This is a genomic window from Arenibaculum pallidiluteum, assembly GCF_017355985.1.
Classification (GTDB): domain Bacteria; phylum Pseudomonadota; class Alphaproteobacteria; order Azospirillales; family Azospirillaceae; genus Arenibaculum; species Arenibaculum pallidiluteum.
Window position 1 is genome coordinate 16,626 of record NZ_JAFIQU010000012.1, and the last position, 12,311, is coordinate 28,936.

The 12,311-nt window shown below is 64.3% G+C and carries 8 protein-coding genes; 5 read left to right on the forward strand and 3 right to left on the reverse strand.

Translation table 11 applies throughout. The features are described 5' to 3' along the window. Positions 1 to 69: 69 nt before the first annotated feature. Positions 70 to 2,157, reverse strand: a complete 2,088-nt coding sequence (locus JUB13_RS20935; RefSeq protein WP_207482318.1) for a hybrid sensor histidine kinase/response regulator — start codon at positions 2,155 to 2,157, stop codon at positions 70 to 72. Between the two features lie 583 nt (positions 2,158 to 2,740). Here JUB13_RS20935 and JUB13_RS20940 point away from each other — a divergent pair. Both JUB13_RS20940 and JUB13_RS20945 read left to right on the forward strand, forming a co-directional pair. Further along, on the forward strand, positions 2,741 to 4,498 hold the full coding sequence (locus tag JUB13_RS20940) for a methyl-accepting chemotaxis protein (protein ID WP_236025112.1): 1,758 nt from the start codon (positions 2,741 to 2,743) through the stop codon (positions 4,496 to 4,498). A gap of 96 nt (positions 4,499 to 4,594) precedes the next feature. Then, positions 4,595 to 5,020, forward strand: coding sequence for a hypothetical protein (locus JUB13_RS20945; RefSeq protein ID WP_207482320.1), 426 nt, complete (start codon positions 4,595 to 4,597; stop codon positions 5,018 to 5,020). A 171-nt stretch (positions 5,021 to 5,191) separates the two neighbouring features. On the opposite strand, the gene JUB13_RS20950 is transcribed toward JUB13_RS20945, so the two are convergent. Continuing rightward, positions 5,192 to 7,411 (reverse strand): PAS domain-containing hybrid sensor histidine kinase/response regulator, encoded by a 2,220-nt coding sequence (locus tag JUB13_RS20950; RefSeq protein ID WP_207482322.1) that lies wholly within the window; start codon positions 7,409 to 7,411, stop codon positions 5,192 to 5,194. A gap of 1,292 nt (positions 7,412 to 8,703) precedes the next feature. On the opposite strand from JUB13_RS20950, the gene JUB13_RS20955 reads away from it, so the two are divergent. After that, complete coding sequence (locus JUB13_RS20955; RefSeq protein WP_207482324.1) at positions 8,704 to 9,066, forward strand: hypothetical protein; 363 nt, start codon at positions 8,704 to 8,706, stop codon at positions 9,064 to 9,066. A gap of 415 nt (positions 9,067 to 9,481) precedes the next feature. Here the strand turns inward: JUB13_RS20955 and JUB13_RS20960 are convergent, their stop codons facing one another. Then, entirely contained in the window at positions 9,482 to 10,627 is a 1,146-nt protein-coding gene (locus JUB13_RS20960) for a calcium-binding protein (protein ID WP_207482325.1), read from the reverse strand. Between the two features lie 151 nt (positions 10,628 to 10,778). Here JUB13_RS20960 and JUB13_RS20965 point away from each other — a divergent pair, with 151 nt between their 5' ends. Further along, positions 10,779 to 11,222 (forward strand): prolyl oligopeptidase family serine peptidase, encoded by a 444-nt coding sequence (locus tag JUB13_RS20965; RefSeq protein ID WP_236025113.1) that lies wholly within the window; start codon positions 10,779 to 10,781, stop codon positions 11,220 to 11,222. 226 nt (positions 11,223 to 11,448) lie between these two features. Then, the gene (locus tag JUB13_RS20970; protein ID WP_207482327.1) at positions 11,449 to 11,934 is read left to right on the forward strand and encodes a TY-Chap domain-containing protein; all 486 of its coding nucleotides are present in this window, start codon (positions 11,449 to 11,451) and stop codon (positions 11,932 to 11,934) included. The last annotated feature ends 377 nt before the right edge of the window (positions 11,935 to 12,311 follow it).

Here is a 12,311-nt window from a genome sequence, read left to right on the forward strand (position 1 = left end):
ACCTCCTTCCGCCATCTCCCGAGAGCGCACCGACAGCAGCCGTCTGGCTGCCCATTCCTCTCGATGAAGTCATGACGGCGGCAAGGCAACGGCCGGAGTCGTAAGGGTTTGGAGTACCTGCTCTAACTCACCATAATCGTAGGGTTTCCGAAGGACCTGAAACGCCTCAGCCACAGCGTCCTGAACCTGATCGCTATATCCAGTGGCGAGAATGACAGCGACGCTGGGCCAGCGCAGTCTCACATGACGGGCGAGATCGAGCCCGCCGACACCTTCCGGCATAACGATGTCAGAGAACACGACATCGAACCGTTTCCCTGTTTCGAGGATCTCAAGCGCGCTACGACCGTTGGTCGCCAACTCCACATGATGGCCTTGGCGCTGCAGCACGGATCTCGTCATTGCTCCAACTTCCGGATTGTCCTCCACCATGAGGATTCGCAACGGTCGGATTGGCCGGATGACCTCTTTCTCCTCTGGGATCGGCCGACGGAATGGGGGCTCTCCTGCCCGGGGTAGCAGGATAGTTACTGTGGTGCCTAGGCCAGGAGCGGACTTTATGGTCACACGTCCACCGGCTTGCTGAGCGAAGCCATAGACCTGACTCAGGCCGAGCCCGCTGCCTTTGCCTTCGGGCTTGGTCGTGAAGAACGGCTCGAAAACGGTGTCATGCAGTTCCGCGGGTATGCCGCACCCGGTATCCTTGACAGAGATCGCCACGTCGTCGGGCTCTTGTTTGTTCGCCTCGCGTTCTGCGAAAGAAGGATCCTGCACTGAGATCGTCACCTTCCCTTCACCTGCGATCGCATCTCGGGCGTTGACGACGAGGTTGAGCAGCGCCAGTTCGAGTTCTCCGACGTCAACCTCTACGTGCGCGTCAGACGTCAACTCGATCCCGAGGGTGATATTACCCCGCAACACCTGCTGAAGGAGAGGCTCGAGCCTGGCGATCTCCGCGCCCAGATTTATGACTTCTGGCGCGAGCGCTTGCCTACGAGCAAAGCTCAGCAGGTGCCGGGTCAAGCCCTGACCTCGCAGCACGGCCTGCTGGAGGGACTCCAGAACCTTCCCGCGCATGTTCTCGGCGCTGGAACGTGACAGCAGGCGCAGGCCACCGGCGATCACCTGGAGGAGATTGTTGAAGTCGTGGGCGACGCCACCAGTCAGCTGCCCCATGGCCTCGAAGCGCTGTGTTCTGCGCAAGGCCGCCTCCGCCAAATCTCGGCGCCGTGCCTCGGCGTGCAGCTCATCCAGCGCCGCCATCGCACGGCGCGTGTGGCGCAGCGCCACTAGGGTCGCCGTGACGAGCGCGATCCACGATATCAAAGAAAGCAAGCCGTATGGCGCCATGCCCCGCCACCAAGCACCTAGGAGTGCACGCGTTTCGATGCTGTAGCTGATGGTGAGGGGGTAGCCGTCGATACGTCGATACGCATTGATGCGTTCTATGTGATCGACATTCGAGACGGCGGTGTAGTGTCCGTCCGGAGCTTGTGCGACGGCCCTTGGAAAAGGTGCATCGGGGGCGAGGCGAAGCCGCTCGCCCACGTGGGATGGATAACGCACGAGCAATTCTCGGTCGTCGCGCATCAAGGGAACGATATGTGCCGCCACTGGCCCGGCCGTCCTCCAGAAGTCTGAGAAGAACCGGGTGTCGATCGAGACATGGACGATGCCGTCAAAGCCGCCAGTCGTTGACCGTCGTCGACTGATGCCGAAGGCCCAACCCTGGTCCCCCCCACGGCGCCGGTAGGGCACGCTTACGAAGGATCCCGCGTCCCTTTCCTTTTGCGCCTGGAAGTACTCGCGATCCGAGATGTCCAACGAAGGGGCGGGATGGGAAAGGCTGCTCGCGCGCGTGCGCCCGTCGGCATCTGTGATCCACAACGTATTGGGTGATCCCAGATCGCGGCTGAGTTCCGCAAGAAATCTATGGATATCTGGATCCGCCTCGATCGTGTCGAAATCCAAACCTCTGGTTCGTTCATCGACCTGCTTGAGCGCGAGGACATGCGTGTCGAGAACTCGGAGTGCATGTTCCCGGAGCATGTTCACGGTCGATTGGGCCTGACCTTCCGCGCCACTCATCATCTGTCGGTAGTCGCGCCATGCGGCGGCGCCAAACAGCAGGGGTGGGGCGATGATGCTCGTGATCAACAACCCTTTGAGCGCTCGGACGGTCCTTTGGAGATCCCGTTGTTCCGAGCTTCGGCTGGTGACAGCGGGATTATTCACTTTGGGTAATCCGGACTTCGGGGCGACTGGCGGAGTGGTCCGCCGTGCTATCATAGGGCTTCCAAAACCGCGATATCGCCCTTTTGTCTAGCCCTTGCGCCGTATTGGCCGATGGCTGGGGTCGGCATTCCGAACTCAAACTCCGGTCGCGATGACTCAGCCAAAAATGGCGCTGTAGGGCGTTGACTGGCGTCCGGGTCATGGCTTTCCGGAATTACAGCCGGATGTGAAGCGATTGAAGGACCCGCTCGTGAGGGTTTCCCGTTCAAAATGTGTGGACCGACCGGGCCTGGGACCGGTTTGAGCCGTTAGCACGAAGCGAGCCGTCCTAGCGGAAAGCCGTTGGGCATATGAGGTCCGCCACGTCGAATATACCTCTGGTTAGGTACCTAATTCGAGTGTAGAGGCTTTATTCGCGAAAACTCCGAGCTAATTTCCGTACGGATTGGGCCGCCTCGCTTACCCGGCTGGGTGCTCCTGCGACTGATTCAGCGAGCGATGAGACATGTCCAGTGCGCACCGCCACGACGACTGGCAGCTCACCACGTCTCGCGCGTTCTCGGAGACACATCCTTTGGCCACTTACCTCAGCAATCTCAGCATCTTGAAGAAGCTGATGGCAGCCTTCGCGGCAGTGATCGCCATCATGCTGGTCGTCGCGGCGACCACCTGGACCAAGGTGTCCTTCATTCAGGAGACGAACGAGCGGACGATCCACACCTATCGTGTTCTGGAGACCATGGATCGTTTGATGGCCGCCATGGTGGACCAGGAGACGGGCCTGCGCGGCTTCCTGCTGGCGGCCGACGACAAGTTCCTGGAGCCGACGCGCGTGGGAAGGGAAGCCTTCGAACGCGCGTTCGCGGAAGTGAAGCGTCTGACGTCCGACAACCCGGCCCAGCAGGAACGCCTCGATGCGCTACAGCGCAGCGCGCGCATCTGGATGGATGAGATCGCGGGCAGGCAAATTTCGCTCGTTCGGAACCCTGCTACCCGGGAGCAGGCGCTCCAGATGGAGATCGACGGCGCGGGCAAGCAGTCCATGGACGCCATCCGTGCGAAGGTCGCCGAGATCAAGAAAGTTGAGACCGACCTGTTGACCCAGCGCAAGGGCGCACAGGACAGTGCGTTCGCAACGACCTATGCGGTCACGTCTGGCGGTGCCGTGGCTGCAGCCGCCCTTGCGTGCTTGCTCTGCTTCCTGCTGGCCCGCGGGATCGGGGCGCCGATCACGGGGATGACGGCGCTGATGGGACGGCTCGCCGCCGGTGACAAATCCATCGTGGTCCAGGGGCTCGGCCGCAAGGACGAGATCGGCGCCATGGCGCAGGCGGTCGAGGTCTTCAAGCGCAACGCGATCGAGGCCGATAGGCTGGCCAAGGTGCAGGCCGAAGAGCAGGCCGCTAAGGAGCGTCGCGCCGAAGCCGTTGAAGCCTTAATCCGAGGGTTCGAGGCTGCGGCTGTCGAGGCGCTCGGCACTGTCGGAAGCGCCGCGGGGCAGCTGAACACCACGGCCCAGTCGATGGCATCCGTGGCCGAGCAAACCAACCGCCAGGCAACGGCCTCGGCCGCAGCCGCCGAGCAGACCTCGGCCAACGTGCAGACGGTCGCCTCGGCGGCAGAGGAGATGGCATCGACGCTCCAGGAGATCTCCTCGCAGGTGGCGAAGTCGACGTCAGTAGCGCGGCAAGCCGTTGAGGAGGCCGAGCGGACGAACACTACGGTTCGTGGGCTCGCCGATGCCGCCCAGAAGATCGGTCAGGTGGTTGAGCTCATCAACTCGATCGCAGGTCAGACAAACCTGCTGGCGCTGAATGCGACCATCGAGGCGGCCCGCGCCGGCGAGGCCGGCAAGGGCTTTGCTGTGGTGGCCAGCGAGGTCAAGAGCCTTGCCAACCAGACCGCCAGGGCGACGGACGAGATCGCGGCCCAAGTGGCGGGAATGCAGGGCGCCACCGGCGAGGCTGTGGAAGCGATCGGCAGCATCGGGCAGACGATTGCCTCGATCAACGAGATTGCCGCGACCATCGCATCGGCAGTCGAGGAGCAGACGGCCGCGACATCGGAGATCGCGCGCAATGTGCAGCAGGCGGCCGCCGGGACCGCGGAGGTGTCCTCCAACATCGGCCAGGTGACCAGCGCTGCGAACCAGACGGGAGCGGCCGCCAGGGAGGTGCTGTCGGCCGCAACCGGTCTCGCTCAGCAGTCCGACGGCCTTCGGCGCCAAGTCGAGCGCTTCCTGGAAGGCATCCGCGCCGCCTAGTGAGATCAAGAGCCGGTCCCCGCTCGCGCGGGGACCGGGCCTCCTGGTCAAGTCGTGTGCCAGGAGATCTGGCACTGCTGATCTCTCCTGCTCGCCATGGAGCACGAGCAGGCAATCATCGAGGCCGGCCTGACATACGTCGGCACGGCTACGGACACGGCCAGCGCCGTCGATCTGGCGCGAAGCGGAAGACCCGACGTCGTCCTTGTCGATCTTCGGCCCAAGGACGGTGAAGCCGGGTCCGGCATCGCGTTGCAACTGCATCCGGAAATGGGGATCATCCCCATCTTCGTTACCGGGAACGTCGAGAACGTCAGCGCCGAGGCGAAGGCGATCTGCGCGGGTCTCCTGCCGAAGCCGGTGAGCTACGAGGCCCTGCGGCTCCTACCCAAGACGCTTCGCAGCGCTGTATCTTCTCGGGATCCTGGTGAAGAGCCCGGCGCGCCCGACCGGATCGATCTGGGAGACAGCGGCTCGCCTGCTCCTTCTGACCCGGACGGTTTCGACGTTCCCATCTCGTAACGCGATGGCCTTGGCGCCTGGGCGAGGGGAATAACCGCGGCCCCATTGCTCGACTTCGGCCGTGCGGAGTCGCGCGCCGGATCTAATTCCGCGCCGGGCCGGACATGCCGCTTGTGCTCCTCGAGCATGTCGATGGCGCGACGGACCTTGGCCGGCTGCTCGGCGAGCCAATCAGGCAGACGCGGCCTGTCCATCGCCGAACCTCGTCGCCTGAACGGCGCCCGTCTTCATCTGCTTCTCGATCGCCATGCCCAGCTGACGCGGTGTCACCGGCTTGTGCGCCACGCCCAGGCCGAGGGCCGCGACCTCCCGCTGGCACTCGACCGTCGTCTCGCCCGTGAGGATAATCGCTGGGACCGGCACACCGAGCGCCGCGCGGATCGCTTCCACCGCTTCCGTCCCGACGTGGCCGTCGCGCAGCCGGTAGTCGGCCACGATGATGTCCGGGACGTCCGCGGCGTGTCGCAGGCATTCGATCGACTCCTCGACCGAGCCGGCGACGAGCACCTCATAGCCCCAGTTCTGGAGAAGGCCCTGAAGCCCAAGCAGCACCATGGGGTCGTCGTCGACGATCACGGCCGTGCGATTCTCCCCGGACCTCGGCTCGGGCCGCTCCGGGGGCGGCGCCCTGACGGCCGCGGACCTGTCGACGGGCATCTCGATCGAGAAGACCGACCCTAAGCCTGGCTCTGAGACGACCTGGACTGGATGGTCGAGCAGTTTCGAGAGCCGCCGCACGATGGCTAGGCCCAGGCCCAGCCCATGGCTGCGGTCCCTCTCAGAGTTGCCGACCTGATGGAACTCCTCGAAAATTCGGTCTCGGTGCTCCGGCGGGATCCCGATCCCGGTGTCGCGGACCTCGACCCGAACCCTGTCGCCGCTGATCCGGCACTCGATCCGGACCTCTCCCTCCCCAGTGTAGCGGATGGCGTTCTCGATCAGGTTGCGCAGCATGCGCCCGAGCAGGTTCGGATCGCTCCGCACGTTCACATCGCAGCAATCGCCGATCTTGAGCGCCAGACCCTTGGTGGCCGCGACCGGCTCGTAGGATGCGCCGACGTATTGGACAAGGGACGCGAGCGGCACGGCCTCGAGGTGCGGGGTGACGGTGCGGGCATCCAGGCGCGAGATGTCTAGCAGGCTGTCGAGCATGAGCTTGAGGGTGTCGAGGCCGCGCTCCAGCAGCGTTAGCTGGTTCCGGGCCGCGTCGCCGCGGACATGGCCCCGCAAGGTCTCCGCGAAGAGGAACATCGACTGCAGCGGCTGGCGCAGGTCATGGCTGGCAGCAGCCAGGAACTTGGATTTCGACATGTTCGCACGCTCCGCCTCGTCCTTCGCCGCCGCCAGCGCCCGCTTGGTCCGCCGTTCCTCCGTCACCTCCCACACGACGCTGCTGACTGCGTAGACCCCAGTCTCGTCGGTCAAGGGATGATAGCTGACCACCCATTCCCGCATGGCCCCGGGCTGCTTCTCCGTCGTCCCGGTCACCTCGAAGGTGACGGGCTGCCCGGTCTCCAGGACCCGGTCGTAATATGGCTTGATGAACTCGTAGACTCCGGGCACCGTCTCCGCGACCGTCCGGCCGATCTGGGCCTCGATCGGCAGGCCGTTGATCTCCGCCATTACCGTGTTGACACGGAGGAAGCGGCAGTTCCGGTCGCCCAGCCACAGGCCGATGGGCGCCGCCGCGTAGATGCCCTCTAGCTCCTGAAGCTGCCTGTGGGCGAGCGCCGTGGCGCGCTCGGCCTCGTCGCGCGCGGCCCTGAGCGCGTCCTCCTGCAAGCGTCGGTCGTGGATATCGGCAGTGGAGCCGAACCACTTGACCACCCCTCCGGACCCGTCCCGCATCGCGACGGCGCGAGCGAGATGCCAGCGGTGTTGGCCGTCGTGCCGCCTGAGCCGGTACTCGGCCTCGAAGTCCTCGCCGGTCCGCAGCGCTTCCGTCCAGAGCGCCAAGGTGCCCGGCAGGTCATCGGGATGCAGGATGTCCGTCCAGCCCTTGTCCAGGTACGGGCGGATGTCCTCGGCGCCCAAGTACTCCGCGAGGCGCGCCCCGATGAAGTCCAGGGTGCCGTCCGGACCGGCGGTCCAGACGATCTGCGGGACGGTGTCGGCCATGAAGCGATACCGCCGCTCGCTGTCGGCAGCCGCCTCCTCCGCGGCACGGCGCTGCCGGTCGCGAGCCTCGAGGGTTTCGGCCATGTCGTCGAACGCATGTCGGATGGCGGCGGGTTCCAAGCCGGTCTGCCGCATGCCGGTCCGGAGCGGACGGCTGACCGAACGCCAGCGCCTGTTGGCGTGGACCGCTGCGGCGAGGGGCTTCCGGAGGACGCCTGCGAGCGTGGCCGCTGACCGGGCCATGAGCAGCACGAGACGGGTCGGCAGGCTCATGGGGAGGCGTCTATTCGGAGGGCGCGATGGGGGCGCTGGAACGAATGGACCCGAGGAGGAGCGGAATAAAACCGCCCGAAAAACGTCGCCGGCGAGCAGTCCAGGCTTCCACAATGCCTGGCGAATGCCCGAGGCATCCGTGGAGCCTTTGGGAACGCACACGGCATTTCGGGTACCTTCTCTATGCTCGTAAGGTCGTAGCCGGGGCGCGGCAACATCGCTCCGCACAGATTAACGTGGCATTAACCATCTGCACTCCCTATGCGGACGTATAGCCTGCGTGGGAGAGACCGGACAACAAACCGGACAGGCGCCGGAGCCATGGCGGTGGGCCGCCAAACCAATCGTTGCAGAAGGCGAGGCGAGCTGGCGCTTGTCCTCCGGCACATCTGTTTCTTTACGGGCTAACGGACAGGCCCATACAGGATGGGGCCCGACGCGTACATTATCTGCGGGTCGGCTCTCGCAGACGCTTGGCGCGGTGCGTGAGAGCCAGATGATAGGCCACCACCAAACCTGCCAGCGGTACCAGCAGCACGAGGGCTGCTGCGCCCGGAAAGCCCAGGCGCCGAGCGCAATGCCAGAATGAGACTTGAAGCACGGCTATCGCTATAGCCAGTCCCATTGCCATGGCAATCTGGAAAGCAGGAAAGCTCATGCCACCTCGGTAGACGTGAGCTCGGCTGGTATTCGGCCTCCTGCCCTTGGGCGTAACAGCATGATGACGAAGGCTAACAGCCCGACGTACGGAACGAGCAACAGCAACGCGCGCCACGGCGGAAGCTCAGCGTCCCTCGCGATGATCCAAGCGGCCGGTGTTGCCAATGGGGCAAGAACCAGCCAACTCGACAAGATCACGAAGAGAACAGAAATGAGTGTCGACATTGGCTGGGATGCGCAAAGGTGTCAGTCGCAGTCGCAAAGTTTAATCGCTGATCAGAGGTATGGGACCTTAGGCAAAAGAATATAATCCCTTCCAAGAGCATGCCTAATTATCGGATACGACGCCTATGATGCGTGTGAAGACGCATCTGCTCAGTGATTCGATGCTATCCGAATGCCATATCGACTCGTATGCAAACTATGGTTCCATGAAAACAACGTGACGGAGGCGATGAGAGGCCGGCATGGAAATCGCCGTCTTATGGGCAGGGATCATTGGCTTTGCGGTAGGGTACGCCGTCAGAGCGTTCATCTCCGCCCGGAGGCGACGGCTGAGCGCCGCGGAATATGGTTTGAACCCACCTCGACGCTGACCCCGTGTGTCGCCCGTCTTAATTAGGGAGAGCCCTTTGTCCGATACGATGTTGGATCGCGTCGCGTGTGCCATCTACTCCTCGCTGGATCAAGCATGCCAGGCAGAAGGGGCGGATCAGTGGAGGCGCGCGAGCGCTGATGACAAGGCATTGTATCGGCATATGGCTGCGGCCGCTTTGAGGACACTGCGCGAGCCGACTCCGGAGATCGCGGCGGCGTTGACGAGACGCTGGGCCGAGCTTCAATCCGACGAGGGGCTGGGAGGAATTCCTGAGCTCTTATGGGAGCTCATGATCATCGAGATTCTTGAGGAGACGGACGCCCCGATCACAGGTGCAGCGGCGATCACGCCGTCATCTGACTCACTCGCGCCATTCCCGAGCAGGAAGGCTGTATAGATATTCCAAATGTAGGTGCGGGTCGCCTCGCGACAGGTCAGGTTCGTCTGGCCAGCCGGGCGGGCCCGCGCGGCCGGATCCATGTCGCCGCTGAAAACCCCGGCGGTGCGCGCTTGGCGGGCTGCGCCTCGATGCCGACCTGGACACCGCTTGGGGTCAGCATTGCGGGGACTGCGAGACCGCTTCGGCCGGCTGCTCGACCACGACGGTCGGCGAAATCGAGGGGGCAGGGGACCGGGGACAGCATGTCCCCGGAAGACGATGGTGGGGGCATGCCGCTTCGGTCTGCCTGTAGGGACCCTCGTTGCACCCATGAGACGCCGCTCCCCTGGACGATGACGGCGTCCCGACGCCCCGCGGCCCCACCGACCGGAAACTGGATCGGCAGGGCGTACGACCGCCTCCACGCCTCGGATCAGGTCCAGAAGCTCTCCCAGGGTAGGGAGATGTAGTCGACGCCGGCGACCAACCCGACGGCGTCAATCGTGACCGAGTTGTCGCCGGGCTGGAACTCACTCCAGGTCAGGATGGTCTTGCCTCCCTTCACGCTCGCCGAGATGTCGCCGAGGTCGCGGTCGAGGAAGATCAGCGTGTCGCCACCGGCCACGCCGGCCCCTTCGAAGCCGTGGACGGTGTCGTGGCCGACCTGCTTGATGCCGTCCCAGTCGTCACGGAACTGGTAGAGGTACTCGTCGTCTCCCGCACCGCCGACCAGCCAATCGTTCCCGGCACCGCCCTCAAGCGTGTCATTGCCTTCCTGCCCGTAGATCATGTCGTCGGCAGCTCCGCCTTCAAGCAGGCCATGAAAGGCCATGCGGTCGTCGCCAGAACCGCCGAAGATCATGTCATTCCCGTCGCCGCCATGCGCGGAGTCGACGCCGGGGCCACCGTAGATGAAGTCCGCGCCCGCCTCGCCCAGGAGCGCGTCGTCGCCCCCCTCGCCGCGCAGCACGTCCGAGCCACCGCCCCCGAACAGCGCGTTTTCTCCGCTCGAGCCGGTGAGCTCGTCCCCGAACCCGGATCCTATGAGGCTCTCGATGTTGTAGAGCTTGTCTCCGGTTCCATGGCCTCCCGAAGCCTCGTCCGTCCCCAGGTTTACCTTCACAGCCGCGTCCGAATGGGCGTAGGAGGCCTTGTCGCGTCCTGACCCGCCGTTGATGATGTCCGCCCCGCCCATCCCCTCAAGCGTGTCGTAGCCCCAGCCGCCGTAGAGCTCGTTGACGCCGACGTCCCCCTGGATTTCATCTCCCGATTTCGTCCCGATCACGTTCTCGATCCCGAAGAGGGTGTCGATGGCGTCCTTGATGTCCAGGGACGTCGCCTTGCCGTCGGTCAGGGAGAGGCAGACGGAAGCGCCGGTCACAAAGGCGTAGGACACAGTGTCCGAGCCTGCGCCCCCGTTGATCAGGTTGACGCCGTAGCCGCCTGCGAGGAGGTCGTTACCGCCGTATCCGTACAACTGGTCGTTGCCGTCCAGCCCGAGGATCGTATCGGCCGAATTCGTGCCCATCAGGGCGAAGATGCCCGCGTCGTTGCCGTTGGTGCCGTTGATAAGGGCCATATCATCGTATCCCGCGATGCTCCGGCGGCTCGCGTTCCGTGCCCGTGGCGGGCGTCCGGGGTCCGCGCGCCGGCCGTCGCTTTATGTCCCGCTCCTGTTTCAGGGCGATGCCGTTCATCCCTTCCCTTTGTACCAACTGTGTCGACAACGTTTGGAAACGCTCCGCCCGTTTGCCTCGCGCCGCGCTCGCATCAATGACTGCCCGGCAGGCAAGGGGTGGCACGCGACTTCCAGCGGCCAACCCGAACAGAGCCTTTCGTTGTGGCGCTCCACGCGGCTCGGCACACGTCTCGCGTTCATTCAGGATGAAGCGGCTGCAACCCGGAGGGCGACAACGCTCGAGCGTTGGTTGGAAGCGGGGGGCGCTTATGCCATCGCCAACTTGCGTAGTGGTGGGGAATACGGCAAGGCATGGCGCGATGCGGGGCGGCTTACGAATAAACAGAATGTGTTCGCCGACTTCATTGCTGCAGCCGAGTATCTGAAGAGCGAGGGCATCGCCTCTGCTGACGGGCTTGCGATCCAGGGTGAATCCAATGGCGGTCTGCTGGTCGCTGCCGTGGGCGCGCTGGACTGGTTTGGAAGTCGGAACTGAGGACTGACCCATCGGGTATGGCACCCGAGATCATACGAAGCTTCAGGCATCAACGCCGCTGCCAGATGGCAGTGCGGTCTTGAACGCCTTCTCCCGTCGGGTTTCCGAATGCGCGAGAAGCGCCGTTTCGCCCATGCAGTACCGTTCGGGCCGAAGCCAGAACCGACATGAAACGAAAACCACGAATGGTGGTTTGCTCATTGCATAACCAGCGGAGGCGCGGGCGATGGGCAACGCACGGACGTTCATCCGAGCCGGGTTGATGCTCATTTCCGGCTTCGCCCTGGAGCCTACGGTCGCCGCCGCCCAGCAAACCGGTCCGTCTTCGTGCGCCGGCACGATGACGCTGCAACTGCGCCGCTACAGCGAGAGCTGTTTGACGGAACTGGTGTCGTACGTCGCCACACATCCCAGGATGGCGGCGAAGATCGCAGCCGAGGACGAGAAATACTACGTGATCGTGACCAACGACGGATCCGGTGTCAGGGCGGAGGCCGTCAGCAAGTTCAACTATCCCTTGATGAAGGACAGCACGGCCGATTCACTCAAGCAGCTTGGCTGGCAGGCGCCTGAGAACGAGGGCGGCAACTGGACAAAGCACCTCGGTACCGAAGCGGCCGCCGTCGAGGAGGTGGCCAAGGCGCTGCGCGCCTATGGCATGGACCAGGCCGAGGCGTTGTCCCTGACGATCGGCACCGAGGTCACGGGCTAGGTCGTCCGCGAGACCATTGCCGCAGGCCGCCTCACGAGAGATGCGCCGACAGGCGGCCGCGGCCGCCCTGGACCGGGAGGCCTCAGCTGTGTCTTGTCAGCTGTGCCTTGGCGGCGGGCCTCTCATGTGCCGACACCCGGGGTCGGGCGGCGCCGTCCAGGACGATGCTGCCAGCATACCGTCGATCAAAGCGCGGTCGAACTTGCGGCACACCGTGTCGCCGGTCACGGCGGATGCTGAACTCCAGCGGCCTCCCTTCGGGCATGCAAGCGGACGGGCAGACGCCATCCTCGGCATCGACCGGCTCGAGATGCGCCTCGGCCTCCTCGACTGAGGCGAAGAGCAGGACCCGAGCGGATACGTCGGGGAGGCGGCGT

Coding starts and splice junctions, on each gene's coding strand:
- JUB13_RS20950 (WP_207482322.1), bottom strand. CDS start 7,411: ATGAGCCTGCCGACCCGTCTCGTGCTGCTCATGGCCCGGTCAGCGGCC.
- JUB13_RS20960 (WP_207482325.1), bottom strand. CDS start 10,627: ATGGCCCTTATCAACGGCACCAACGGCAACGACGCGGGCATCTTCGCC.
- JUB13_RS20970 (WP_207482327.1), top strand. CDS start 11,449: ATGGGCAACGCACGGACGTTCATCCGAGCCGGGTTGATGCTCATTTCC.
- JUB13_RS20945 (WP_207482320.1), top strand. CDS start 4,595: ATGGAGCACGAGCAGGCAATCATCGAGGCCGGCCTGACATACGTCGGC.
- JUB13_RS20940 (WP_236025112.1), top strand. CDS start 2,741: ATGTCCAGTGCGCACCGCCACGACGACTGGCAGCTCACCACGTCTCGC.